The organism is Terrimonas pollutisoli (assembly GCF_029360765.1).
Classification (GTDB): Bacteria; Bacteroidota; Bacteroidia; order Chitinophagales; family Chitinophagaceae; genus Terrimonas_B; species Terrimonas_B pollutisoli.
In genome coordinates this window covers 112,716-136,911 of the sequence record NZ_JARKNA010000016.1, presented here as the reverse complement: position 1 = coordinate 136,911, position 24,196 = coordinate 112,716, and the positions used below count along the sequence as shown (strand labels likewise).

The 24,196-nt window shown below is 40.7% G+C and carries 27 protein-coding genes and 1 riboswitch; of the genes, 19 read left to right on the top strand and 8 right to left on the bottom strand.

Features of this window, described 5'->3' with window-relative positions:
- Nucleotides 1-451: 451 nt before the first annotated feature.
- The 3 genes from P2W73_RS20710 (at nt 452) to paaI (ending at nt 3,776) form a co-directional block, all read left to right on the top strand.
- Nucleotides 452-2,464, top strand: a complete 2,013-nt coding sequence (locus P2W73_RS20710; protein ID WP_276504012.1) for a LamG-like jellyroll fold domain-containing protein — start codon at nt 452-454, stop codon at nt 2,462-2,464.
- Between the two features lie 81 nt (nt 2,465-2,545).
- Nucleotides 2,546-3,319 (top strand): enoyl-CoA hydratase-related protein, encoded by a 774-nt coding sequence (locus P2W73_RS20705; RefSeq protein WP_276504011.1) that lies wholly within the window; start codon nt 2,546-2,548, stop codon nt 3,317-3,319.
- 40 nt (nt 3,320-3,359) lie between these two features.
- Nucleotides 3,360-3,776 carry a hydroxyphenylacetyl-CoA thioesterase PaaI gene (gene paaI / locus P2W73_RS20700; RefSeq protein WP_276504010.1) on the top strand — a complete coding sequence of 139 codons (417 nt, stop codon included), beginning with the start codon at nt 3,360-3,362 and terminating at the stop codon, nt 3,774-3,776.
- A 5-nt stretch (nt 3,777-3,781) separates the two neighbouring features.
- Here paaI and P2W73_RS20695 read toward each other — a convergent pair whose 3' ends face one another.
- Nucleotides 3,782-4,921 carry a glycerate kinase gene (locus P2W73_RS20695; protein ID WP_276504009.1) on the bottom strand — a complete coding sequence of 380 codons (1,140 nt, stop codon included), beginning with the start codon at nt 4,919-4,921 and terminating at the stop codon, nt 3,782-3,784.
- 96 nt (nt 4,922-5,017) lie between these two features.
- Here P2W73_RS20695 and P2W73_RS20690 point away from each other — a divergent pair, with 96 nt between their 5' ends.
- From P2W73_RS20690 to P2W73_RS20680, 3 genes are all read left to right on the top strand, one after another.
- Nucleotides 5,018-5,752, top strand: a complete 735-nt coding sequence (locus P2W73_RS20690; RefSeq protein ID WP_276504008.1) for a hypothetical protein — start codon at nt 5,018-5,020, stop codon at nt 5,750-5,752.
- Between the two features lie 19 nt (nt 5,753-5,771).
- On the top strand, nt 5,772-6,365 hold the full coding sequence (locus P2W73_RS20685; protein ID WP_276504007.1) for an acyltransferase: 594 nt from the start codon (nt 5,772-5,774) through the stop codon (nt 6,363-6,365).
- 108 nt (nt 6,366-6,473) lie between these two features.
- Nucleotides 6,474-7,709, top strand: a complete 1,236-nt coding sequence (locus P2W73_RS20680; protein ID WP_276504006.1) for a T9SS type A sorting domain-containing protein — start codon at nt 6,474-6,476, stop codon at nt 7,707-7,709.
- Nucleotides 7,710-7,782: 73 nt separating this feature from the next.
- Here the strand turns inward: P2W73_RS20680 and P2W73_RS20675 are convergent, their stop codons facing one another.
- Nucleotides 7,783-9,216 carry a sigma-54-dependent transcriptional regulator gene (locus tag P2W73_RS20675; RefSeq protein WP_276504005.1) on the bottom strand — a complete coding sequence of 478 codons (1,434 nt, stop codon included), beginning with the start codon at nt 9,214-9,216 and terminating at the stop codon, nt 7,783-7,785.
- 180 nt (nt 9,217-9,396) lie between these two features.
- Between P2W73_RS20675 and P2W73_RS20670 the strand changes: the two genes are divergently transcribed.
- Nucleotides 9,397-9,771, top strand: a complete 375-nt coding sequence (locus P2W73_RS20670; RefSeq protein ID WP_276504004.1) for a response regulator — start codon at nt 9,397-9,399, stop codon at nt 9,769-9,771.
- A 27-nt stretch (nt 9,772-9,798) separates the two neighbouring features.
- On the opposite strand, the gene P2W73_RS20665 is transcribed toward P2W73_RS20670, so the two are convergent.
- Nucleotides 9,799-11,220 (bottom strand): CHASE3 domain-containing protein, encoded by a 1,422-nt coding sequence (locus tag P2W73_RS20665; RefSeq protein ID WP_276504003.1) that lies wholly within the window; start codon nt 11,218-11,220, stop codon nt 9,799-9,801.
- A 35-nt stretch (nt 11,221-11,255) separates the two neighbouring features.
- Nucleotides 11,256-11,480: a hypothetical protein gene (locus P2W73_RS20660; protein ID WP_276504002.1), complete on the bottom strand. Its 225-nt coding sequence runs from the start codon at nt 11,478-11,480 to the stop codon at nt 11,256-11,258.
- 132 nt (nt 11,481-11,612) lie between these two features.
- On the opposite strand from P2W73_RS20660, the gene P2W73_RS20655 reads away from it, so the two are divergent.
- Nucleotides 11,613-12,815 (top strand): NAD(P)/FAD-dependent oxidoreductase, encoded by a 1,203-nt coding sequence (locus tag P2W73_RS20655; RefSeq protein WP_276504001.1) that lies wholly within the window; start codon nt 11,613-11,615, stop codon nt 12,813-12,815.
- A 2-nt stretch (nt 12,816-12,817) separates the two neighbouring features.
- Here the strand turns inward: P2W73_RS20655 and P2W73_RS20650 are convergent, their stop codons facing one another.
- Together P2W73_RS20650 and P2W73_RS20645 are read right to left on the bottom strand one after the other, a co-directional pair.
- Nucleotides 12,818-13,201, bottom strand: coding sequence for a hypothetical protein (locus P2W73_RS20650; RefSeq protein ID WP_276504000.1), 384 nt, complete (start codon nt 13,199-13,201; stop codon nt 12,818-12,820).
- 40 nt (nt 13,202-13,241) lie between these two features.
- Complete coding sequence (locus P2W73_RS20645) at nt 13,242-13,724, bottom strand: hypothetical protein (protein ID WP_276503999.1); 483 nt, start codon at nt 13,722-13,724, stop codon at nt 13,242-13,244.
- A 196-nt stretch (nt 13,725-13,920) separates the two neighbouring features.
- Here P2W73_RS20645 and P2W73_RS20640 point away from each other — a divergent pair, with 196 nt between their 5' ends.
- The 5 genes from P2W73_RS20640 (at nt 13,921) to P2W73_RS20620 (ending at nt 16,482) form a co-directional block, all read left to right on the top strand.
- A complete protein-coding gene (locus P2W73_RS20640) occupies nt 13,921-15,012 on the top strand; it encodes a DNA topoisomerase IB (protein WP_276503998.1) in 1,092 nt (363 codons plus the stop codon).
- Between the two features lie 4 nt (nt 15,013-15,016).
- On the top strand, nt 15,017-15,220 hold the full coding sequence (locus P2W73_RS20635; protein ID WP_276503997.1) for a hypothetical protein: 204 nt from the start codon (nt 15,017-15,019) through the stop codon (nt 15,218-15,220).
- Between the two features lie 46 nt (nt 15,221-15,266).
- Nucleotides 15,267-15,728: a PA2169 family four-helix-bundle protein gene (locus P2W73_RS20630; protein ID WP_276503996.1), complete on the top strand. Its 462-nt coding sequence runs from the start codon at nt 15,267-15,269 to the stop codon at nt 15,726-15,728.
- Nucleotides 15,729-15,801: 73 nt separating this feature from the next.
- Nucleotides 15,802-16,161 carry a hypothetical protein gene (locus P2W73_RS20625; RefSeq protein ID WP_276503995.1) on the top strand — a complete coding sequence of 120 codons (360 nt, stop codon included), beginning with the start codon at nt 15,802-15,804 and terminating at the stop codon, nt 16,159-16,161.
- Between the two features lie 99 nt (nt 16,162-16,260).
- Nucleotides 16,261-16,482 (top strand): four-helix bundle copper-binding protein, encoded by a 222-nt coding sequence (locus P2W73_RS20620; RefSeq protein ID WP_276503994.1) that lies wholly within the window; start codon nt 16,261-16,263, stop codon nt 16,480-16,482.
- Between the two features lie 98 nt (nt 16,483-16,580).
- On the opposite strand, the gene P2W73_RS20615 is transcribed toward P2W73_RS20620, so the two are convergent.
- Complete coding sequence (locus P2W73_RS20615; RefSeq protein ID WP_276503993.1) at nt 16,581-16,748, bottom strand: DUF1328 family protein; 168 nt, start codon at nt 16,746-16,748, stop codon at nt 16,581-16,583.
- Between the two features lie 223 nt (nt 16,749-16,971).
- Between P2W73_RS20615 and P2W73_RS20610 the strand changes: the two genes are divergently transcribed.
- Nucleotides 16,972-17,841 (top strand): SDR family oxidoreductase, encoded by an 870-nt coding sequence (locus tag P2W73_RS20610; protein WP_276503992.1) that lies wholly within the window; start codon nt 16,972-16,974, stop codon nt 17,839-17,841.
- A gap of 150 nt (nt 17,842-17,991) precedes the next feature.
- Nucleotides 17,992-18,086, top strand: a riboswitch (TPP riboswitch).
- 34 nt (nt 18,087-18,120) lie between these two features.
- On the opposite strand, the gene P2W73_RS20605 is transcribed toward P2W73_RS20610, so the two are convergent.
- Entirely contained in the window at nt 18,121-18,459 is a 339-nt protein-coding gene (locus P2W73_RS20605) for a DUF6970 domain-containing protein (protein ID WP_276503991.1), read from the bottom strand.
- Nucleotides 18,460-18,519: 60 nt separating this feature from the next.
- On the opposite strand from P2W73_RS20605, the gene obgE reads away from it, so the two are divergent.
- The 5 genes from obgE (at nt 18,520) to P2W73_RS20580 (ending at nt 24,146) form a co-directional block, all read left to right on the top strand.
- Nucleotides 18,520-19,521, top strand: coding sequence for a GTPase ObgE (obgE, locus tag P2W73_RS20600; RefSeq protein ID WP_276503990.1), 1,002 nt, complete (start codon nt 18,520-18,522; stop codon nt 19,519-19,521).
- A gap of 196 nt (nt 19,522-19,717) precedes the next feature.
- Nucleotides 19,718-21,883, top strand: a complete 2,166-nt coding sequence (locus P2W73_RS20595; protein ID WP_276503989.1) for a S46 family peptidase — start codon at nt 19,718-19,720, stop codon at nt 21,881-21,883.
- A 104-nt stretch (nt 21,884-21,987) separates the two neighbouring features.
- A complete protein-coding gene (locus tag P2W73_RS20590) occupies nt 21,988-22,656 on the top strand; it encodes a hypothetical protein (RefSeq protein WP_276503988.1) in 669 nt (222 codons plus the stop codon).
- Nucleotides 22,657-22,676: 20 nt separating this feature from the next.
- Complete coding sequence (locus P2W73_RS20585; protein ID WP_276503987.1) at nt 22,677-23,792, top strand: mandelate racemase/muconate lactonizing enzyme family protein; 1,116 nt, start codon at nt 22,677-22,679, stop codon at nt 23,790-23,792.
- 21 nt (nt 23,793-23,813) lie between these two features.
- Nucleotides 23,814-24,146 carry a hypothetical protein gene (locus tag P2W73_RS20580; RefSeq protein ID WP_276503986.1) on the top strand — a complete coding sequence of 111 codons (333 nt, stop codon included), beginning with the start codon at nt 23,814-23,816 and terminating at the stop codon, nt 24,144-24,146.
- The last annotated feature ends 50 nt before the right edge of the window (nt 24,147-24,196 follow it).

Here is a 24,196-nt window from a genome sequence, read left to right as displayed (position 1 = left end):
GAGTTTTGCGTGTGGTAACTCAAAATTATCTTTTATTAATGCTCACTTCTTTTTTTATACACCAAACAGCCTATTGCGTTGACCAAATAGTTTTTTTGACATATTAACTAGCAACTTGAGTTAATTATCTTCCTTCCTGGGAATATCAGCCGTTATCACACCATTTATACACATTCATATTTGAAGAAGAAAATACTTAAAAAAGGCATGTTTTTACCCAAGAATTTGCACGTATTTTTTGAAAATTAGTTGAATATTATTTTACATATAAATCGTAAAATTACTTTTTCGACCTCATCGCAATGTCTTGAAAAATTCCTTCAAACTAATAACTGCCAACTGCTTACACTTTTTTTTAATTAAGTTGCAAGGGATTGCATTCTTATAAGATTCCCCGTATATTTACTTTAACAAAATTTCGTGAAATATGAAAAAATATTTACTCGTCCTTATGTCGGTTATATGTATGATGTGCATAACCCATGCACAAAACCAGGGTTATAGCTGGACTTTTGGGAGTGCTCCCAATGCAACTCCTGCCTATCCTTCAACACCAGCAATGACCGGATCGGCCGGATCTTATGAACTCACTCTGCTCGGAGATGGACTCGCTTCGTTGGCCGCACCGGTGCCGGAGGCTGTCGGCTTAGGTACAAGTTGCGCCGCTCCTTACGGCGTAACTACTTACGGAATTGGCGGTACCGTATTTGGACTTGAGTTCAGCAATACCCCGCAAATTGTCAGCAATACTTATACCATCGAAATGGCTGTCAGATTTGACGGCACTTTCGATTACCATAAATTAATTGGGTTTAACCAATTGGCTCCGGTTATTGCCGGGTCTGACGACGGCATTTACATTACACCTGATGATGCCGTTGACGATTCCAGGATTGTTTTCAGAGTGGGCGCAGCCAACTTATATGTAGGAGCAACCTCTATTCTTCCAAATGTCTGGCATCATTTAGCATTCGTCAGAGATGCAAATAATTCAATCACAATTTATTTGAATGGCGTTGTTGATGGAATTTATGATGATGCAGCCCTCAATTTTTTACCAAAAGCAGCAAATGGCAATACCATTCACTTCTTTAAAGATGAAGGCACGGAAGAAGTTGGCGGCCGAATAGCCAAACTAAGCGTATATGGCAGGCCATTAACTGAATCAGAGATCTTCAATAGAACTTTCAACAATATATGTAATACTGATATCAAGCTGGCTCCTTTATCTGATGAAGGCCATCAATGGACGTTCCCCTCGCCTGCTACACCCCCTTTCGTGTCTGAAGCTGCAGTTGCCGGAAGTGAAGTGGGTACTCCACACACTTTAACCAGTTTAGGAGGTAGCCCTATTACAACAGGCACGACGGCCTCCCCGGCTCCCTTGGGCGCCAGCTGTACTGGTGCAGTGCCAATTGCTGTATATCCAACGGATGCAGGTTTGGAATTTGATAACGACAAAAAGTTTGTTTATGACACCTATACAATTGAAATGGCAGTTAGTTTCGATGTATTAGGCGGAGTTAGCAGAAAATTGGTAAGTTTTGAGGATCTGAGTTCACTACCAGAAGCTACATGGGGAATTTATGTAAATCCCGTAGGTCATATAGAATTTATAGATGGTTCGGGTAGTACTGCAATAGCGGCCTCTCCGCTTGCCGTCAACACCTGGTATCATCTTGTGTTCACAAGAGCTGCCGACGGAACAATATCGTATTATCAAAATGGTGCATTAATCGGAACCTATACTGATGGAGATGATGATTTTATACCAAAAAGCACAACAGGATTCAATATCGTTTTCTTCAAGGATGATAACGGTACCAATGAGACAAGCGGGCGACTCGCCAAACTTGGTCTTTTTGCGAGTGCATTGCCGCTGGGTGACATTGTAGAGCGTTTCAATAATGTGTGTAACGCAAATCTTGTTATTCTTCCGGTCAATTTGAAGAGCTTTACCGCTGTGAAAAATGGTAGCCAGGTTGACCTCACCTGGACCACAGCTTCTGAGCAAAACAATCTGGGCTTTGAAGTGGAAAGAAGTGCCAACGGAACCGACTTCATCTCTATTGGCTCTGTAAGCGGCAATGGAACTACGACACAGGAAAATTCTTACTACTTTACTGATCAATCGCCGCTGGCTGGCAAAAATTACTATCGCCTGAAACAAATTGACATCGATGGTAAGTCAACTTATAGTGAAATAAGAAGCGTAGAAATGGATAAAGTCCAACAAAGAGTCGCTTTGTTCCCCAATCCAAGCCGCAGTTCTATAACTATCAGAAATATTAAGAATGGAAGTCAATTGGCCATCTATAATAGCCAGGGCAACCTGGTATTGAGAAAAATTGCTAATAACTACCAGGAACTGATTTCTATCGAGAAATTAGCAACAGGCGTTTATTTGTTGCAGATCACTGATAAAGACAACAATAAACAGATCATTCGCTTTTCTAAATTTTAATTAAACAGATTTATTGTACAAAAAAGCATCCGCCAGCCGGCGGATGCTTTTTTGTATGTTTGCCCCATAAATATTAGTAAAATGTCGGCAGTTCTTTTTGAAATAAAAAACAGCATCGCTTACATAATCCTAAACCGGCCCGACAAACTAAATTCTTTCAACCGTGAAATGGCCTTGCTTCTCCAGGAAAAGCTGGACGAATGTAAGACCAGCGAAGTCCGTTGTGTTTATATAACTGGTACCGGAAAATCTTTTTCCGCCGGGCAGGACCTTGCTGAGGTAACTGACCCGGAAGGTCCCGGCATGCAAAGAATTCTCAGTGAACATTATAATCCCATTGTAACCCGGATAAGAAAGCTGGAAAAACCTGTCATTGCTGCCGTTAACGGTGTGGCAGCGGGTGCAGGCGCCAATATTGCTCTCTGCAGTGATATAGTTGTAGCGGCGGAATCTGCGGCTTTTATCCAGGCTTTTTCAAAAATAGGCCTGATACCCGACAGTGGTGGCACTTATACTTTACCCCGACTGATTGGTTGGCAAAAAGCATCTGCTCTGATGATGCTGGGAGAAAAAGTATCTGCCGCTGATGCCGAAAGAATGGGAATGATTTACAAAATATTTCCGGATGAGACTTTTGCAGAAAACGCACAGAAAATAGCAACATCCCTGGCAGAAATGCCTACAAAGGGATTGGCTTATACAAAACAAATTTTGACCATGTCCTTTACCACAAGTTTCGAGGAGCAATTGCATGATGAAGATATATTTCAACAAAGGGCTGCCCAAACCGCTGATTACAAAGAAGGAGTAAAAGCCTTTCTCGAAAAACGAAAGCCGGTGTTTAAAGGAGAGTAATACCGAGAGTATTAAAGTTCAATATTAATTCTCAAATGCAATGAGTACTGTTAACCCTGGTTCCGTGGTGGAGCATCTGATGAAAAATGACTTGTTTAGCCAATGGCTGGGGATAGAAGTGCTGGATATAAAAGAAGGCTATAGTAAAATCAGGATGTCGGTTCGTTCAGAAATGGTCAATGGTTTTGGCATTGCACACGGAGGGATTGCTTTCTCATTGGCTGATAGTGCATTTGCATTTGCCTGCAATAACCGAAACAATCTTTCCGTGGCCCTTGACACTGCAATTAATTTTACAAAGCCGGTACATGTGGGAGACGAACTCACGGCGGAGGCGAAAGAAATCCATAATGGAAAATCCACCGGCCTGTATCATATCAGCATCACCAACCAACGAAATCATCTTGTCGCCTTCTTTAAAGGCACCTGTTTCAGAACCGGCAAAAATCTTATTTAACCGATTCAAATTTCCAGAAAACTACTATCAGCGGCAATTCTTTTAGCTAATAATTCACCTGCGTTTTTAATCGCTTCTTCTTCTGATATAGAACCATCCCGGATCGATAACACCGCTGCCAGCCCTAACTCTTCCAGTTCCTTGCGACCAAGATCTAAAACGCCACATACCGCTTTACAGGGAACTTTAAATTCCTTTGCCAGCGCAGCAATATAGCCAATCACCTTTCCTTCGGCGGTTTGCGCATCAATCTTTCCTTCGCCGGTAATAATAAGATCAGCATTTTCTAACGCGGCTATAAGGTTACTGTTGTTCACAATTAATTCAATTCCACTCTTTATGTCCACTTCAAAAAAAGACATTAATCCCGCTGCAATTCCTCCGGCAGCACCTGTTCCTGCAATAGTTGAAATTTTACGGCCCGTTTGCTCTTGAACAATCAAAGCAAAATTTCGCAACCCTTCATCTAATAGTCGAACATCAACGTCATTCGCACCTTTTTGTGGCGCAAAAATATAAGCGGCTCCCTGCGGGCCGTATAAAACATTTTTTACGTCCGCAGCTATCTGAAATTGTATAGCAGGTACTGATTCGGGCGGAATTATTTTCTTAACTGCACATAGATTTTTTCCAGAAGCCGCCAACAATTTTTCATTTTCATCTGCAAATTGAAATCCTAATGCAGCAAGTATTCCCATTCCGGCATCATTTGTTGCACTGCCGCCCAAACCAAGCAGTATCCTTGTTGCACCTTTTTCAATGGCATTTTTTATTAGTATTCCGGTACCCAATGTAGACGTCAGCATCGGGTTTTGTTCTTCTTTTTTCAATAGTGCCAGGCCACTGGCAACCGCCAGTTCAATGACGGCAGTTGTTTGCTTACTATCCCATTCATAGGATGCATTTATTTCCCTGCCGAGGGCATCAATTGTTTTGCAGTCAACTGTTTCTGTTTGCAGATAGTGTTTCATTACCGTGGCAAAACCATCGCCGCCGTCAGCCATGGGAAAAACAAGCACATCAGTTTCCTTATTTGCTTTTTTTATTCCATTACTGATGGCTCTGCATACTTCAAAGCTGGTAAGACTTCCTTTGAATTTATCCGGCGCAATAATGATCTTCATAATAAACAGGGGCTGCAACAAGAAAGCAATTTTATCCGTCCGGTTAAAATTAATCTTCGAGCGTTTTCCTTAAAGCATTAATTTTTAATAAATTTAAAATAACCTAAACTACTGATCATGAAAAATATTTCTACCTGGGCACGTCAGCATATAGCTGAAGCGAGGATTTGCATTGCCATGCTGAAAGTATTGCTTGTCAGTGCTGCATTTTTCATTGGCAACAGTTTATTATCAATGAAGATAATCCTTTCTGAAGCGGCGGGAATTGTTTTCATATTTCTTTTCGTTTTAGTGGCGCTGGTATACCCTTCGCGTCAAAACCACATTTCAAAAAAGCTTTTTTATATAAAACAAAAAAGCTGCGATTTTCTGCTGGCTACCGCTGGTTTCCTGATGATGATATTTTTTGTCAATAATCGTCTATATTCATTTTTATCTCCATCAGACACTTTTGCCAGCCAATCTGCAACTATTAAATCAGATCCCCCAACGGCTGAAGAAATATTAAAATCGCTGCAATACCGCGATAAAAAAACACTGACACGCCAGGAAAAAAGAATATTAAAACATGAATTTAAAAAGCAGGTGAAGGTTTACGTAAAATCAAAAATAACCGGGCATAAAGGTGAGGCAGATAAAGCTTTGCTGATCATTCTTACAATCATTGGAGCATTGGGTGCTTTGTACCTGGTTGCTGCCTTGTCGTGCAGCCTGGCTTGCAATGGCAGTGATGCTGCTGCATTAGCAGTGGCCATTTTAGGATTAGCTGGTGTGATATGGGCTACCATAGCTATTATACGACGTATTTCAAGAGGGCCCAAAAAGAAAAGACCTGATCCGGCTGTGGAGTAAAGCAACCTAACTTTGTGTGATGATCTATTCCTTCAACGGGTTTATCCCTGTCATAGATGAATCATCTTTTATTCATCCCCAGGCTGCCGTAATGGGCAATGTTATCATTGGAAAAAATTGTTATATCGGTCCTGGTGCAGCCCTCCGCGGAGATTGGGGCAAAATAATTATTGAAAATGGTTGCAATGTCCAGGAGAATTGTACCATACATATGTTCCCGGGAGTTACCGTGTGGCTGAAAGAAAATGCACATATCGGTCATGGAGCAATTATACATGGGGCCGTTATCGGTCGCAATTGCCTGGTTGGTATGAACAGCGTAATTATGGATAATGTTGAACTGGGCGATGAATCGATTGTTGGTGCATTAACATTGATCAAAGAAGGCGAAAAAATTCCAGGCCGAAGTATTGTAATAGGGAACCCCGGTAAAATAATCAAGGAAGTCAGTGACGAAATGATCCAATGGAAAACAAAAGGCACGGAACTTTACCAGTCTCTACCCAAAGATATGTTTGAACAGTTTAAACCCGTTGAACCCTTGAGGCAAATTCCAGACAATCAACCTGTACCGCCAACTCTTTATTCGACCTGGAAAGAGCATAAAAAATAACTTACCAAGCCAGGCTATTTTTTTACTTACCCTATATCAAAAAGTGTTTCTTTCTAAAAAATAATAGTTGTAACTTAATTGACCATTGTTACCATTAAACTTCTTTTTATGAGAAAAAATATACTTCCCCGTTGTTTTTTACTTTTCACGTTTCCAGTTCTTGTAAGTCATTCCCAGTCGGATAGATTTGGGTATGCTGTTACTGACGTCAACAAAGAAGGTGCAAACTGGAGCTTTCTTAGAAAAATTGATCTTACAAAAGGAACCTTCAGCGATGTGATCCTGGATGGCAATGATGCAAAGGCACTGGCCTTTGATGATGCCACAAAGAAGCAATTGACCGAGCCGTTAAAGGATGCACGGTTTGGCAACCTTGCAAACGCAGCATTTGGCACTGGCGTAGCCGCCATTGCTTTGGATAAAAAGAACAGCAGGCTTTACTTTACTCCCATGTTCGTTTACCAGCTTCGCTATATAGACCTAAAAACGATGAAGGTGTATTTTGTCAACACACCGCAAAATGATGCCCTGGGCAAAAAAAGCTCAGATCAAAGTAATGTCATTACACGCATGGCTATCGGTGATGATGGTTATGGCTATGCACTGACCAATGATGGCAATCATCTCCTGCGTTTTACTACCGGCAAAAAAGTTTCAATTACTGACTTAGGCGTGATAGTCGACGATCCTGCGAATAAACTTGTATCTGTTCACAACTCCTGCACCAGTTATGGTGGAGACATGATAGCCGACGATGACGGAAATCTCTTTTTAATTTCTAACAGAACAAATGTTTTTAAAATCAACATTGAAACAAAAGTAGCTACACATTTAGGCACTGTATCCGGGTTGCCTGCCACTTACACAATTAATGGTGCTGCAGTAGATGATAACAATCAAATTCTTGTAAGCAGTGCTATTAATCACAACAACATGTACACTATTGATAGTAAAACCTGGGCTGCTGTACCAACTAAAGCCGCAGGTGGATGGCGCACATCCGATCTTGCTACCAGCAATTTACTTTCCACCCGGAAAATACAGCACCCAATTGATCTGCTGAAAAGTATTAGTGAAAAAGACGATGGACGTGTGCAGCTTTATCCTAACCCGGTTGTAAATGATCAGTTTAGTATTCAATTCAATCTTCCGGCAGGCAATTACACCACTCAAATAAAAGATTTGACGGGGCGCCAGGTATTTCAAACAACGACCAACGTGTTGGGAAAAGGCCAGGTTAAAACCTTGAACATGCCATCCGCTTCAAGCAAAGGTTTTTACCTTGTAAAAGTGATAGATCAAAATAATAAAACCGTCTATCTTAAAAAGGTATTGGTTCATTAATAAATTTATTATATATAAAAGGCCACGATGGTTATTTTAACTATCGTGGCCTTTCTGATTTTATATCAAAAAATTATTCCTGGAAGTTTTTGATCTTATTATAAAGCGTTTTCCTGTCAATATTCAATACTTCCGCTGCTTTCTTTTTGTTGAAATTTACCTGCTGTAGAACGGTCATAATTGTTTCATACTCTGCCCTGCTGGCTGCGTCTTTCAAATCAAGTTCCTTCTTGGGTGTAGTTGATGCAGGAGCGACCGGCTTAATCTCAGTTGATTCAGGCGACAAGGGGCTTGAGTTGGTTATTTCCCAGGGTAATGAGCTGGTATTTATCTTTTCACCAGCTGGTGTAAGCAAGACCGATCTGCGTACTACATTTCTAAACTCACGAAGGTTACCCGGCCAGCTATATTGAAGAAAGGTTTGCAGCACATTATTTTCAAACCCTTCAACATCTTTATCCAATTCTCTTTTTGTTTTTTCAAGGAAAAAATCTGCAAAGGCAAGAATATCATCCCTGCGATTTCTTAATGGCGGCAGGTTTATCGAAAACTCATTGAACCGGTGATAAAGATCTTCCCTGAATTTTCCTTTCCGGTAAGCGTCCTGCAAGTTCTCGTTGGATGCTACTATTATCCGTACATCTACATTCATCTCCTTATTGCCACCCACCCGCTTAAACTTTCTTTCCTGTATCACTCTTAGCAAGGTTGCCTGAACATCCAATGAAAGGTTTCCAACTTCATCTAAAAACAAAGTGCCACCATCCGCTAGTTCAAAATGGCCTTCTTTATCCTGAAGGGCGCCCGTAAACGCACCTTTCACGTGACCAAATAATTCACTGCCCGCCAGCTCTTTCGACAACGTTCCGCAATCCATTGCCACGAAGGGTTTGCCGCTGCGGCTGCTCAGGTCGTGTATGGTTTTAGCAATTACCTCTTTACCGGTTCCACTTTCACCGTACAGTATAACACTGTAGTTAGTACCCGCTACAATATTTATCTGGTCGTAAAGAGCTTTTGTGGCATGTGACGAGCCAATCATGAACTCACCATTCTGATGATAGTTGGTTTTCGCAGTTCCCTTTTTCTTAGCAGCTGCGTCTGTCACAGGTTCTGAAGCGCCGGGCTTTACCGGAGCTGATGATGATGGCTGATAAGCCCTGTTCAGTACACTTAATACTTCATCAGGGATCAAAGGTTTTACGATATAGTCGAAAGCTCCGAGCTTGATTACTTCCACAGCTGTTTTAATATCGGAATAACCGGTTATCATGATGACTTTAACAGCCGGATTCTCTTTACGAAGTGCAGTTAATACTTTAATACCTTCCATATCGCCTAAGCGATAATCACAAATGACGGCATCAAATTTCTTTTCGGCAAATTTTGCTATTCCTTTAGCTCCGGAATGAGCCATTTCTATCTCGTAACCGTTCTTGGTAAGAAATCTTCCTAACAAAGCACATAAATCCAAATCATCATCAATAATGAGGACTTTTTTACTCATAGAACTTTAATTGAATAGGTGGTTGAAATTAAATATTTTCTTTTTAACAATCTTATTTGTGCTTAAAATCATGCCGGACTTACTAACAGCTTCTAAAGCAGGTATTCATTTCATATTTGGCCGAAAAATTGACGCCTTATATGTGAATTACTGTGTTTTATAAACAATTAAAGTCCGTAGATGCCAGGAAAAGAAGAAAAAAAGCCACAAGTTCTCATTATTGACGACGAAGCCGATGTTTGTTATTTACTTAAGGGAATACTAAAGCAAAGAAATATTGATGCGGCGTATGTTAATACAATTGCTGAAGGCGAGAATGCAATAGAGAAGTATGAACCCCCGGTGATTTTCCTTGATAATCACTTGCCAGATGGGTTTGGAATGGACTACATCAGTACTTTTAAAAAAGAGCACCCAGCTTCTAAAATCGTTATGCTAACTGCTCACGATAATTTTACAGACAGGGAAAGAGCTTATAAAGAAGGGGTAGATTTTTTTATTGGTAAACCGTTTACGAGAGAAATTATTTTGAAAACAATTGAGCGTTTAATCTGACGAATTTTCTGTAGAAAAAATTCCCCATTAATTATTCCCATTTTTATTCTCTATGATACTCAACGATATACTGAAGACAGAGCCAGTTCCCACGACACTATTGACATTAATGGATCCTTTGTGATTCAGGATGATATTTTGCGTATTTGCCAGCCCCAGGCCGTTACCTTTTGTCTTACTGGTAAAGTAGGGTTCAAACAGTTTTTTCAGCGTTTCATTGTCCATCCCCGATCCGTTATCTTTAAACTCGATAACACAGCGGTCATCTTTTTTAGAAGTCCTGATAGTCAGCACACCTGACTCATTGGGCATGGCTTCTATAGCATTCACAATAATATTAAGGAAGGCCAGCTTCATTTTTTCCTTATCCACCCATATTTCACATATTTGGTTATCAAAATATTTTTCTACACGGACGCGGTTTAGTTCTAATCGATCCTGCGCCTGTTCCAATGCCTCATTAACGAGGTTGTTGATATTGACGGCAGTAAACTCTAATTGATCTATTCGGGTTGAGTTCAATAAGTCAGAAACCAATTGATTAATCCGGCTCACATTTCTTTCTATCATGGTTAGCAAACCAGAGGCGTCTTCATGGCTTTGACCATCCATGTCCCTGATCTGTTCTGTTGCCAGCGAAATATTGGTAAGCGGATTTCGTACTTCGTGTGCAATAGTCCGGGCTATCCGACCGGTAACAGCAAATTTTTCAATTAGTCGCAATTCATCAAGTTCCTTATTTGCCTTATTTAATTCATTTAAACGCTCCTCAAGCTCAAGGCTATAAATTTTTGCATTTCTATCAGCCTCTTGTTTTGCCTTATTTTCTTTGGTGTAAGTGATCAGGGAATAAAAGATGGTAACCAATGCTGTCAACAAGGATATGATAGCCAATATAGCCGTACTGGTGTAAAAGTCCCGCAGATTCTCATTTCTTCTCTGCATCAGGTTTTGTTCATTTTCCTTTAACTCATACACCAGGTTTCTTATATCATCCATTACCTTTTTATTCTCATCTCTCGAAGAAAGTATTTCTTCATTGAGAACAAATCCGTTTCGTTGAAAACCTACCAGGAAATCCGAAAGATTCTTTAAACGTTTATTGATCAACAATCCAAGTGTATCCAATTTTGCTTTTTTTATATCATCCCTGTGGATAGTGCTTCGAAGATTCTGGTAATAAGAAAGTACGTTTTTGGAACCAGAGTTATAAGGTTTGAGATAGCGGATATCTTTGGTTATAACATATCCCCTTATACCTGTTTCGGCATCGGTTATTTCTGCTTTTATTGATTCAAGGTTATTGATGGTGGAGTAAGATTGTGAAACAGCATCAGTTTCCTCGGCGAGTTTTTCTATTATATAGAAAATGAGAAAATAGGAAACTAAGAGCAACAAAAAGGCGAGGACATAACCCCACCTGTTTTTTATTTTTTGTATAAGCTTCATACAACAATCTTCATGGTATAGCCTGTCTTAAAAGTTTATATATTACTTGTTTGTTTAGGAGGAAGCTGTTGTTTTGGATTTATCATCACAGCATGTATACAACAAATAACCGAGCTCATCATTGATATATGAATGAACATGCCCGCTTTAAAAACAAAAAAGCCAATTAACCATGTCATGGCCAGTGCTCCGGCAACTATAAAAAAAATCAGCTTCATAAAATCATTTGACTCTGTTAAAGAAAAAATAGTGCCATTCATTTTTTATTATTAGCCAGCCCAATAGAAATAACAATTAAAAAAATACATCATCCCCAACGTAGTAATACTTATTGCCAGGTCGTAGAAAAATATGGCCAAACTTTTGACTCAGTAGAGCATTAATAGCATAAAATGGATTTACACTCTTCGCAACCTTTTTGGTTATTCAGGCATGGAAGTATCAACAGCTATCCTTCACTTAATGATGATTTAAAAACAGATATCGCAATTATTGGCGCCGGAATAAGCGGGGCACTTGTTGCCAACCGTTTATGCAAGGATGGACACAGGGTAGTTGTAATTGACCGGCGTCATGTCGGCACCGGGAGTACGGCAGCGAGCACCGCATTGTTACAATATGAAATCGATACGCCGTTGCACAAACTCATTACAATGGTCGGGGAAAAAAATGCCACCAGGAGCTATGAGTTGTGCAGAAAAACCATTGATGATATGGGAAATCTTTGTGAGCAATTAAAAGCACCCGGACTCTTTTTACGAAAGCCGAGCTTTCAATATGCCTCTTACAAAAAAGATATTCCGGGACTGAAAACTGAATTTAAACTCCGGCGAAACGCCAACTTTTCCATTCAATGGCTGGATGAAAAAGATATCATTGACAAATTTGGTTTTGCAAAGCAAGCCGGCATTTTATCGAAGGATGGAGCAGAAGCAGACGCATACAAGATTACGCATGCAATCCTGGAAAAATGGATTAGAAAAGGATTACAGGTGTATGACAATACAGAGGTGGTCGTTATACGGCATCAGAAAAAAGGAGTGCAGTTAACAACAGCCAACAACAAAAAAATCACGGCAAAAAAAATAATAATAGCCTGTGGATATGAATCGCAAAAATATATTCCACAAACAGTGCAACAGCTAAAAGCAACCTATGCCATAGCCAGTGAGCCGTTTGCAGAAAAAAACTTCTGGCATAAAAACGCTTTGATTTGGGAAACCGCTGATCCCTACCTTTATATTCGTACAACCAGTGACAACAGAATAATAATAGGTGGAAAAGATGTCGGGTTTTCAAATCCGCACAAGAGAGATAAATTGTTAGCACAAAAAGCCAGGGACCTTGAAAAAGCTTTTACCAAACTTTTTCCTTCTATTCTTTTAAAAACAGATATAAAATGGGCCGGCACCTTTGCAGCTACGAAGGATGGTTTGCCTTATATCGGACATATACCGGAAAGACCGCACACTTATTTTGCCCTGGGCTTTGGTGGTAATGGCGTCACATTTAGCCTCATCGCTGCGGATATTATTGCCGATGAGTTACTGGGCAAAAAAAATAATGACGCTGAAATTTTTAAGTTCAACAGGTAAGGTCACGAAGCAAGCTTACTACCTTGTGGATAAATATCATAGATATGCTTCTCCTGCAGCCAGGATAATGCACCACTGGTCTTTCTTACAAACCAACAAGCTTTTAAAATACGCACCGAAATGGTTTTAGTTGCCCTTTCCATATTTCCAACAACCTGGCCTGTTATATATAGATAGTCATCTTCACTTCGTTGTACCACAGTCACTTTCTTATTGACAAGTTTGCGTAAGTCTGTTTTTTCCTTAATAAAACACAACAGCGAGTTTTCGTTGTCAACTTTAGTTCTCACTTCCAACGTAATTCTTCCTTTTTTATCCCGAAAACGTAAAAGTCCAAACTGTATAGCATCAATCTTTTGACCTATATACTCCATTTTCCTTTTCATTGCCATCATTTTAAAGTTTCCAAACTCACTTTTTTTTATCCTATATTTTTGGCAGCATAGTTCTTGTTTGATGAGGAATCGCTACATGCTTCAGCATCCAATTAAAACCTTGTTCCACCATTGTTTCCAAACGGGATTTTTTCTTCTTTTCATAGGGAGCAGTATACTCTATAGAACTCATTGCCATTTTAATGAGCATTACTTCACCGGTATGAGACCGGCTCATAGGTGCTTCTTCATAAAACGATTTGTTCACAATAGTAGCTTTGCCGCTCACTTCTACATGAAAAAAGTATCCCTTGCGATAAAAATGCAACCTGGCTGGGAAGCATTGACCTTCTTCATACATACCCAGCAAGGGTTGGGGACATGTAAACCAAAGTTGTCCCTCGTCATCAACGTGTAAAGCGGTAACAATGCTGTTGGGCATTTGAGTAAGTTCGTCGCTCATGCTATACATAATAGCCGTCCTGAGCTGGCTGATTTTTTCCCTGATGTCGTGGAGGTGTGTATCTGCACTCATAGTAATTCTCTTTTATTCTACAATTGTCAAATGTGATACCAACGTTTTTTAATGCTGCCACTACAGCAAGAAGTGTGTATCCCTGTGCAACAAATTCTACAAACGAATGAAAATTCAGTAAGGGTATTTATGGACTCGCTATGGCGAAAAGCCTGGCACTCGTTTTTCAACAATTGATAATGCCATTATTACTTATATGACTCAAAAGCTTCGCCTTTCACATAAGAAAATATTGCAACTGGATAAAGATACCCGGCAAGCCGCCCGGGCAGCCAATCTTTTATATGTCTCAGATCAAAAACCTGGCATCAGCCGAAAAAAGAAAGGGAAAAGCTATGTGTATATTTTCCAGGGCAGATTAGTTCGAAAAAAAGAAGAGCTTGAGCGGATAAAAAAACTCGCCATTCCGCCATCCTGGAGAGATGTCTGGATTTGTCCTTTCCCCAATGGGCACTTACAGGCCACAGGTATTGACATGAATAAGCGAAAACAATATCGCTACCATAGTGGCTGGCATGGCCTGAGAACACACACAAAATTTCACCGGCTGTATGAATTTGGAAAATCACTGCCCAGGTTGAGGCGAAAGATCAGGAAAGACCTGAAGGAAAATGGACTCACTGAAAAAAAAGTGCTGGCAACTGTCGTAAACCTGAAGGAACAAACCCTTATCCGCGTCGGCAGTAATGGCTATGAAAAGCTATACGGTTCCTATGGCCTCACCACGTTAAAGGACAAGCATGTAGCTATAAAAAAAGAAAATATCCGCTTTTCATTTAAGGGTAAAAAAGGGATTGAACACTCCATTACCATCAGGAATAAAAAGCTGGCCCGGATCATCAAACAATGTCGGGATATACCGGGTAAAGAGTTGTTTCAATACTATACTGAGGAAGGACAACAAAAGAGCATTGACTCCGGAATGGTGAACAATTACATTAAAGAAGCTGCAGGAGAAGAATTCTCCGCTAAGGACTTTAGAACATGGGCAGGTTCATTGCATGCCCTGGGTTGTTTTCGAACGATGGCCAAGGCAGAAACAGCTACAGAGATCAGGAAAAATATTGTATCTGTACTGGATGAGGTGAGTACAAAATTGGGCAATTCGAGGAGTATTTGTAGAAAATACTATGTTCACCCCATCCTTATTCAACTGTATGAAGAAAGTAAATTAGAAAGTTATTGTAATTCTTCGTCCCCTGATTCAAAGGGGAATGGCCTTAGTGCCGGGGAAAAGATCTTGCTCTCAGTGGTAAAAAAACGATGTAAAAAATATCCGGAAAATTAATGGTATGGTTTTTATCCCACTTATAAAAAAGGTTATGAAAAACACAAGTCTTAATATAAATCAAAGTAAACCAGTTGCTGGTAATAAGCCATCGCCTGAAATACGGGATAATCTTGACAGTCGCAAAAAGGAAGAACAGGATTTCAAAGGTGATGATATTACCCACAACAAAAAAGAACACCATAAAGAACCAAAAACAAAAAAATAGTTTTTATACAATCGACCCTTTTTGTAAACCTTAAAAATGAAAAATTATGAATATCAATGAAAAAACAGCCGAGGTGCTAAATGACCTGGTGCGTATTAATAACGATAGAATAGAGGGTTATACCAAAGCAGAAAATGAAACAAAAGCAGGTGATGCCGACCTGCAGTCCCTGTTCAGACAAATGGCTGCTGAAAGCCGCAGCTATGTAAATGATCTGAGCAAATACATTTCTGCAACTGGTAATAACATCACAGATGATACTACCGTACGAGGCAAAATATACCGGGCATGGATGGATGTGAAGGCAACATTTAGCGGTAAAGACCGCAAGGCTATTCTCGCATCTTGTGAATATGGAGAAGATGCTGCACAAAAAGCCTATGAGGCCGCTCTGTCAAGTGATGCAGAATTACCCACAGAGGTAAGACAGCTGATCATGGATCAAAAACAAAGTTTGAAAAAATCGCATGATCAGATCAAGGCGCTCAGGGATGCACAACATGCCTAGTTAGATAAAAGCACGGCATTTAACTGTCGTGCTTTTATTTAAAAGCTTTTTAATTCACTCTAAAAAACAACTTATGCAAAAAGATAGCACCACGGAAGAAATGAAAACACTTTCCTCCTGCTTAAACAAATTGGTTTTAAGTGGATACACTGAAGATTTTAAAGCGGGCGAAAGAGGACTTCTTTCCTTAAAAAGCCAAAGGATTTACGAGCCGGCAGAAGTACATGTAGTGGATTTCTTCCGTTTTGAAGGAGCTAGCGATCCGGCAGACAATACGATACTGTATGCCATCGAAACTTCGGATGGCCTCAAAGGCACCCTGGTTGATGCCTACGGATCTTATGCGGATCCGAATGTCACTTCTTTTATGAAACAGGTAGAGGACATTAATAAAAAACCTGTGGTAAAAAATGATGCAGCTTCAAACAACTGATCAGTACATCAGGGTTTGCATGAAAACCTGGCTGCTTTGTGAAGCCAGCGTACAGGCTGAAATAACTGGTCTTTGTCCCAGTCAAACCCTGATTAAAGAATGCCCCGTGATTGTGCAAAAGCTTGTTTTGCCGTTGTATCAAGCCTGGTAAATAATGCTGCGGACGACTTGGGCGACCTTGTATTAAACTGTCTTCTGCATTGCCACCAATGCTCTAACGAATGCGCTAAATATGATGATGAGGATATTCAGTTTTGTGGAATGATAAGCAGCATTTGTGCAGACACCTTAAAAGAAATTGCAGTCAGCAATCTCAATTAGCATTTATCTGAATATTCTCTCCTTTTCCAGGATTAAATATAAAAACCGGTTAATTGATTAACCGGTTTTTCTTTTCATAATGCTAAATGTTGTTTCCTCTAAACGCCTTTGGTTGAGCGACCAAATATGAGAGAAATAAGAAACAACACCAGGAAGATGAAAAATAAAATTTTAGCGATGGAAGCTGCCCCTGCAGCAATTCCGCCAAATCCAAAAATTGCAGCGATTATTGCTACAACCAGGAAAATAACAGTCCAACGTAGCATAAATTATTGTTTTAAATAAAAAATATAATTGAGTAACGCATAGTAATTAATGAAAAATCCGTGCCGCAGTAATTTTAAACCTGTAACAGTAAAAAGCTGGGGAATTTATTCAGCAACCCAGCTGAAAGCCGCATAAATAAAGGGGTTTTTTACTCATATAGCTGACCTCTTCAAGCAATAAACATGGTATAAATCTTTCTTTAGTTCTTTATTAAAAGAGCTTATGCAAAAAGGTAGTACAAAAAAAATGGTGCGGCCACCACAACAGCAACCAAGACCAGGCATTGAAAGCAGGATGAAACCAAATCCCGTTTTTGATTATCCGGAGTTGAAAGGAAACAACAGGCTAAAAAATAAAGTGGCTCTTATTACAGGTGGAGACAGCGGTATCGGAAAGGCAGTAGCTGTATTGTTTGCAAAGGAAGGTGCCCGGGTTGCCATCTCATACCTGAACGAGGATAAAGATGCAAGAGATACTAAAGATTACATAGAAACTAATTATGGTGCAGAATGTCTGTTGCTCAAGGGCGACCTTTCGCGGGAAAGGCATTGCATATCCATCGTACAAAAAACAATAAAACAGTTTGGCAAACTGGATATTTTAATAAACAACGCAGCGATACATTACGAAAACAAATCTTTGCAAACAATCAGCAGTAAAGAATTGATCAGGACATTTGAAACAAATATTTTTTCTTTTTTCTGGGTTACCAAAGCTGCGCTTGGGCATATGAAAAAAGGAACTTGCATTATCAATTCTTCATCAGTAACAGCTTATCGCGGCAGTGGAGCATTGATTGATTATGCATCTACAAAAGGCGCCATCGTGGCGTTTACCCGTAGCCTGTCTTCCAACCTGGCAAAAAAAGGAATAAGAGTAAATGGGGTAGCTCCCGGCCCCATCTGGACTCCGCTGATCCCTTCCAGTTTTAAAGGCAAAAAAACGGCCCAGCATGGCAGCGATGTTCCGCTTCAACGGGCCGGTGAACCGGTAGAAATTGCGCCGAGTTATCTCTTTTTAGCCTGTTCTGATTCCAGCTATATGACCGGGCAATTTTTGCACCCCAATGGCGGGGAAATAATAAACGGATAATACCGACGAGATATCAAAACAATATAATTCGAGGCATCAAATATCTGTCGGCATTATACCTGAAGCTTTATTATATTACATTAATGACTAAATGGTATAAGTTCTGCACATAATAGCGCAATGGCATGCTTTTGGTACTTTATATATCAAATCTCTTTTTGGGGGTGATTCAACGTAATCTGAGAATATACCCGTAAATACCTGATCTGGGTAATGCCAGCGAAGGGAACAACAAAAGAGAAAAGAAGGGTTTTGGTCAACACCAAAACCCTTTGTTTTTTAGCGATCATCTTTCCACAGCAGCCGAAGATGTTTGGCCCTGGAAGAAAACTCAGGGCATTTATTGTCACCCTTTCCGGTATATCCGCCAGAAGGAGCACAAATAAGATTGCAATCCTTGTCATATAAATTGTTGTACTGATCGCAACAGGGGCTTGAAAACAAAAAGACCTGTTTGCCCTCGTAAGTATATTCATTCACCTCAGCAGGAGGATTCCATTTTGGCTCTTTCCGGATAGCTTCTATTTTTTGTTGAATACAGGAGGGGATGCTGTCTTTCGGTTTATTACATGTTTGATTTAACAATGGTACGGCCAACAAAAGGAAAATAAACTTCATGCTTTAATATTTACATTTTTGACACGGTATATTTGCATTTCGTTGCAAAAAAAAGACCACTTGGAAAAAACCAATTTCGTAGACCAGATTCGAATATTCTGCAGGAGCGGCCACGGAGGTGCAGGTAGCAGGCATTTTATGCGTAATAAGTTTACAGCAATGGGTGGCCCCGATGGCGGTGACGGGGGACGTGGTGCACATATTATTTTAAAAGGCAACAGAAACTTGTGGACACTGCTTCACCTTCGTTATTATAAAAATGTACTGGCAGAAGATGGCGGTGTTGGTACCGGTAATAACAGCACGGGCCGTGCGGGTAAAGATATCATCATCGAAGTACCGCTTGGTACCATTGCAAGAGACGAAGAAACCGGTTTGCAGGAAGTGGAGATCTTGAGTGATGGCCAGGAAGTAATTTGGATGCCTGGTGGAAAAGGCGGACTTGGCAACAGCCATTTTGCAACAGCAACTAACCAGGCTCCTGAATACGCACAAAAAGGATTGCCAGGAGTTGAAGGTTGGAAAGTTCTCGAATTAAAAGTGTTGGCCGATGTGGGCCTGGTAGGATTTCCCAATGCCGGCAAATCAACGCTGCTTTCAGTAATCACGGCCGCAAAACCGAAAATAGCCGATTACGCCTTCACTACTATCACGCCTAATTTAGGAATGGTGGAATATCGCGATGGACGAAGTTTTTGCATGGCCGATCTGCCCGGCATTATCGAAGGCGCTGCTGAAGGCAAAGGGTTAGGCCATCGCTTTTTAAGACATATTGAACGAAACCCGGTACTGTTATTTTTAATTCCTGCTGACTCCCCCAACCATAAAAATGAATTTCAGATACTCGTAAATGAGTTGGAAAAATATAATCCGGAACTGCTGCATAAACAATTTGTGATCGCCATCAGCAAAAGCGATATGCTCGACGATGAGTTAATGACTGCAATCGAAAAAGAGTTACCTGCCGAAATCCCCCACGTTTTTATTTCCTCTGTTACTACTAAAGGTCTGCTCGAATTAAAGGACCTGCTTTGGAAAGTACTGAATACTCCCACGGAGTAGTTTCAAAAGTTTAAAAGGTTTAAGAAGTTCAATAGGTTTGTTGCAAGCCGCACCCTTTATAACTTCGCAAAGGAGGCTCCAGCCAACTTGTTAAACTCTTTTAAACTCTTTAAACTTCTTGAACCTGTTCTCCTGCCCCACTTTTGGCCACACTTTTATTTTATAGTACGTTTGTTTCATACAAAAATCACATAACATGAAGAAGATTCTCGTTACGATTGCGCTGTCTTTTTTGCTGGTACTCAAATCGTTTGCAGATGAGGGAATGTGGCTACCAATGTTGCTGGGCCAGCAGGTCTACAATGATATGGTTAAAAAAGGTTTGAAGCTGACCAAAGATCAATTGTATAATATTAATAAGGCTTCGTTGAAAGATGCGATCATCATTTTTGGGGGAGGTTGCACAGGAGAAATCGTTAGTGCTGAGGGCCTCATTTTTACTAACCACCACTGCGGTTATGATGCCATTGCATCGGCCAGTACGTTAGATCATAACTATCTTCAAAACGGCTTTTATGCAAGGAATAAAGCGGAAGAAATTCCTACCACTTTATCCGTCCAGTTTTTATTGCGAATTGATGACGTTACCAAGGAAGTGATGGACTCCCTGCAGGGGCTTACTGGTGCAGACAGGTGGAAAAGACAAGCGTCGGTGCTGGCATCTATCAACACCCGGATGAGTGATCCAACACAAAATATCGAAACGAGAATCAGTCCTTTGTTCAAAGGCAATCAATTCCTGGCATTCGTTTACCAACGATACACAGATGTAAGATTGGTTGGCACTCCTCCTGAAAGCGTTGGCAAATTTGGCGGTGATACGGACAATTGGGAATGGCCCCGTCATACCGGCGATTTTTCTATTTTCAGGGTCTATGCAAATGCTGACGGTAAGCCGGCAAAGTACACCGAGGATAATAAGCCGTTAAAACCAAAATGGTTTTTACCTGTTTCCCTCAAAGGCGTAAAAGAAGGCGACTATGCCATGATATGGGGATATCCCGGCAGTACCAATCGCTATGAGAGTTCTTATGGAATCAAACTCGCTACGGAAGTCAACAATCCTACGCTGGTGAAACTAAGGGATATGCGATTGAAATATATGTTTGAAGAAATGAAGAAAGATCCCGCCATCAAGTTGCAATTAGCTTCTTCCTATGCCAGTATCGCCAATTACTGGAAATTTTTCGACGGCGAAACCAAGCAGTTGTTGAAATACGACGTGTACGGACAGAAGAAAAAAGCAGAAGAAAAATTTATCAGCTGGGCAAATGGTAAACCTGAATACCAGTCCATATTTACTGATTGGGCTGCTGCCTACCAGGCTTGGGAAAAATACAGCAAACACCGGGTTTACATGAACGAAGGAATCTTTGGCTCCCCGCTTATCGGGTTCGCTGCCTCTTTAAAGCAATTAGAGGCCGCTCTTGTTAAAACAGGAATTTCGAAAGCTGATCTTCAAAAAGCTCTTGATGCTGCTAATAAAGCAAGGACATCATTCTTGTCGGAAGAAAATAAAAAGTCGGATGAAAATATTGTGGCCGGTGTCACCATGCTTTATTACCAGGATATCCCAAAAGATCAACAGCCCGTTGGCTTTTATGGCTCATTGAAAGATCGTTATGGCGCCCTGGACAATGAAGCCACTTACAAAAAATATGCGGCCGATATTTTTAGCAAGACCCTGATATTCGACGATGCGAAATGGAATGCTTTTATCGCAAATCCCGATGCGAATGTTTTACAGAATGATCCCGCTTTTGCGCATGCCAGCGCTTTTTATGATAATTACAATAGCAAGTATGCGCCTTATTATTCCCAATTCATGGCAAAAAATAATGACCTGGGCCGGCTTTATCTGAAAGGAATCATGGAAATGGATCCTATCAAAGCCAAAATGATGTATCCCGACGCCACTTTCACTATGAGGGTTAGCTACGGCGCTGTGAAACCCTATCGCCCGAGAGATGCAGTGTTCTATGACTATGTAACCACTTCAAAAGGCATTTTGGAAAAATATATTCCCGGCGACTATGAATTTGACTTGCCGGCCAAACAAATTGAGCTACTAAAGAAAAAAGATTTTGGCCAATACATTGATAAGAAAAGAAGTGATCTCGTTGTTGGCTTTATTACCACCAATGATATCACAGGCGGTAATTCGGGTTCGCCGGTGATTAATGGGAATGGTGAGTTGATAGGTCTTGCATTTGACGGCAACTACGAAGCATTAAGCCACAAACTGGCTTTTGACAAGGATTTGAACCGCACCATCAATGTTGACATTCGCTATGTGCTTTGGTGCATTGATAAACTCGGCGGAGCGGGTCACCTAATAAAAGAGTTGAAGTTGATGAAGTAATAGCTTGTTTAAAAAATATCTTCCGTTACCGGTTGCCGGTTGCCCGTTATAGGGGACTGGTAACCGGTATTTTTTTTCTTATCATTGCAAAGCAAAATTAATTGTTGAAGAAAGTCATAGCCATACTACCAGGCCTCTTATTATACTTAACTGCTTTTTCACAACAGCCGCAGTTTAGTCTTTCCACGGATGCCAGTGTGATGCGAAGTTTCAGAAAAGATCAACGGTTTTGGGCTTTCGGACAAACGGTGACCGGTCATTTTCATTTTACACCTAAGGAGGGGCTATATGCATGGTTGGCTTATTATACCAACGGCAAATTCAACAATCATGTAACAGCCGGCGCTAAAACTGTTTTTGCCACGCCGATGGAAATAGCCTATATCAACCAGGCACTGCTTCGCTACAAACATATTTCAATTGGCTGGAGACACTATTTCAAAGGAGCCTATAATAATGAAGACACCTGGAACCTTTATGGTTACGCTGGTTTTGGGCTACTATTCGGTAGCGTGGAAAACACTCATTCTGTCGCCATTGACACGGTCGACTATCATCTTCCGGTTTTAAGCGGCAAAGCGAACTTTAAGCGATTAACGTATGATCTTGGCCTGGGCTTTGAAAAGCCTGTAGGTGGTGATATCTCGCTTTATATGGAAGGCAGGGTTTTTATTCCCGCAATGGGTTATCCCAGTCCTTATCTTTTTGTAAACGACAGAGCTCCCCTGGCCGCTTCCGTGAATGCGGGGCTACGAATTTTATTTGACTATTAAACACCTTTTTTATCAGCAACATGCCAGCAGAACTAAAGATCAGCCACGTAGCTTTATACAAACTGTTTATTCCGCTCAAAGAACCATTTGTAATATCACTAGGTCCCATTCTCAATGCAGAAAATGTTTTAGTTGTTATCCATACCGAACAGGGAATAATTGGCTTTGGCGAATGCAGCCCTTTTATGAGTATCAACGGTGAAAGCATGGATACCTGCTTTATCGTTGGACAATACTTTGCAAAACTGTTCAAAGGTAAAAATGCATTGGCCATTGAAGATCGCATTGCCGAGATGGATAAACTGATCTATGGCAACAGCAGCATTAAGAGTGCTTTTGACATGGCCTTGTATGATATCGCCTCACAACATGCCGGTGTACCGCTATACAAATTTCTTGGCGGCAGCAATAACAAAACAATCATTACTGATTATACTGTCAGCATCGGTGATCCCGAAAAAATGGCGGCTGACGCTATGAAGATAAAAGAAGAAGGCTATCCTGCTATTAAGATCAAATTAGGAAAAAATGGCGCCACCGATGTACTTCGGATAAAAGCCATCCGGGAAGCAGTAGGTGACGAAATTCCTTTGCGTATCGATGCCAACCAGGGTTGGGATGTAGAAGAAGCTATCAGCACACTAAAGGCATTGGCCCCTTTTGAGATCCAGCACTGCGAAGAACCGATTCCCCGCTGGGATTTTATGCGGCTACCGGAAGTCAGGAAAGAAAGCCCTATACCCATTATGAGTGATGAAAGCTGTGGAGATGAACACGATGCGGAGCGTTTGATTCAGTTGGGCGCCTGTGACTATATGAATATCAAATTGGGAAAATCAGGTGGCATCTTCAAAGCATTAAAGATGGTAAAACTGGCGAAAGCCGCTAAACTCCATTTGCAGGTTGGCGCTTTTATGGAATCAAGATTAGCTATGACAGCTTTTGCACACTTCTCACTATGTAGTCCCATCATTGAACATTTTGATTTTGACACAGCACTCATGTTCAGTGAAGATCCCGTAACCGGCGGTATTGTTTATGAAAAGAATGGTGTGGTAAAAGTGCCGGAGGTAGCAGGGCTTGGCGCCTCTGTTGATAGCAATTGGTTGAATAAACTGGAAAAGGTCATCGTTTGACAAACCCACCTATAGATATGGATGATCTGCTTGTATTTAAATCTTTCTATACTCAGGAAGAAGCTTTTTCGCTTTGAAGCACACTGCCTGGCCATCATAGCAGGATTTATTCTTTTACTAAAACGGAAATCGCCGGATGCTGCCTTTTTTAATAAGGCAGGAATTGCAATACATGGCATACTTGGTATAAGCAATATAACCTGGTTTCAAATTTTCCTCGATACTAACACGCTGCCTATGGGATACCTGACAACTCTAATCTATTTTCTTTTCGTGATGCTACACGCCATTGCTATCCAGCAAAAAAATCAACAGCGATATCACCCTGTCCAAATAGATGGAGAATTAAAGTAAAAGCCATGTTGATGTTTCTATTCATCTTTGACTATAAAACTTAAGATTAG

Coding starts and splice junctions, on each gene's coding strand:
- P2W73_RS20610 (WP_276503992.1), top strand. CDS start 16,972: ATGCAAAAAGGTAGTACAAAAAAAATGGTGCGGCCACCACAACAGCAA.
- P2W73_RS20640 (WP_276503998.1), top strand. CDS start 13,921: ATGACTCAAAAGCTTCGCCTTTCACATAAGAAAATATTGCAACTGGAT.
- P2W73_RS20685 (WP_276504007.1), top strand. CDS start 5,772: ATGATCTATTCCTTCAACGGGTTTATCCCTGTCATAGATGAATCATCT.
- P2W73_RS20580 (WP_276503986.1), top strand. CDS start 23,814: ATGATCTGCTTGTATTTAAATCTTTCTATACTCAGGAAGAAGCTTTTT.
- P2W73_RS20625 (WP_276503995.1), top strand. CDS start 15,802: ATGCAAAAAGATAGCACCACGGAAGAAATGAAAACACTTTCCTCCTGC.
- P2W73_RS20620 (WP_276503994.1), top strand. CDS start 16,261: ATGCCCCGTGATTGTGCAAAAGCTTGTTTTGCCGTTGTATCAAGCCTG.
- P2W73_RS20645 (WP_276503999.1), bottom strand. CDS start 13,724: ATGAGTGCAGATACACACCTCCACGACATCAGGGAAAAAATCAGCCAG.
- P2W73_RS20690 (WP_276504008.1), top strand. CDS start 5,018: ATGAAAAATATTTCTACCTGGGCACGTCAGCATATAGCTGAAGCGAGG.
- P2W73_RS20705 (WP_276504011.1), top strand. CDS start 2,546: ATGTCGGCAGTTCTTTTTGAAATAAAAAACAGCATCGCTTACATAATC.
- P2W73_RS20650 (WP_276504000.1), bottom strand. CDS start 13,201: ATGAAAAGGAAAATGGAGTATATAGGTCAAAAGATTGATGCTATACAG.
- P2W73_RS20630 (WP_276503996.1), top strand. CDS start 15,267: ATGAATATCAATGAAAAAACAGCCGAGGTGCTAAATGACCTGGTGCGT.
- P2W73_RS20605 (WP_276503991.1), bottom strand. CDS start 18,459: ATGAAGTTTATTTTCCTTTTGTTGGCCGTACCATTGTTAAATCAAACA.
- P2W73_RS20585 (WP_276503987.1), top strand. CDS start 22,677: ATGCCAGCAGAACTAAAGATCAGCCACGTAGCTTTATACAAACTGTTT.
- P2W73_RS20635 (WP_276503997.1), top strand. CDS start 15,017: ATGGTTTTTATCCCACTTATAAAAAAGGTTATGAAAAACACAAGTCTT.
- paaI (WP_276504010.1), top strand. CDS start 3,360: ATGAGTACTGTTAACCCTGGTTCCGTGGTGGAGCATCTGATGAAAAAT.
- P2W73_RS20680 (WP_276504006.1), top strand. CDS start 6,474: ATGAGAAAAAATATACTTCCCCGTTGTTTTTTACTTTTCACGTTTCCA.
- P2W73_RS20655 (WP_276504001.1), top strand. CDS start 11,613: ATGGATTTACACTCTTCGCAACCTTTTTGGTTATTCAGGCATGGAAGT.
- P2W73_RS20675 (WP_276504005.1), bottom strand. CDS start 9,216: ATGAGTAAAAAAGTCCTCATTATTGATGATGATTTGGATTTATGTGCT.
- P2W73_RS20670 (WP_276504004.1), top strand. CDS start 9,397: ATGCCAGGAAAAGAAGAAAAAAAGCCACAAGTTCTCATTATTGACGAC.
- P2W73_RS20665 (WP_276504003.1), bottom strand. CDS start 11,220: ATGAAGCTTATACAAAAAATAAAAAACAGGTGGGGTTATGTCCTCGCC.
- P2W73_RS20615 (WP_276503993.1), bottom strand. CDS start 16,748: ATGCTACGTTGGACTGTTATTTTCCTGGTTGTAGCAATAATCGCTGCA.
- P2W73_RS20710 (WP_276504012.1), top strand. CDS start 452: ATGTCGGTTATATGTATGATGTGCATAACCCATGCACAAAACCAGGGT.
- P2W73_RS20660 (WP_276504002.1), bottom strand. CDS start 11,480: ATGAATGGCACTATTTTTTCTTTAACAGAGTCAAATGATTTTATGAAG.
- P2W73_RS20595 (WP_276503989.1), top strand. CDS start 19,718: ATGAAGAAGATTCTCGTTACGATTGCGCTGTCTTTTTTGCTGGTACTC.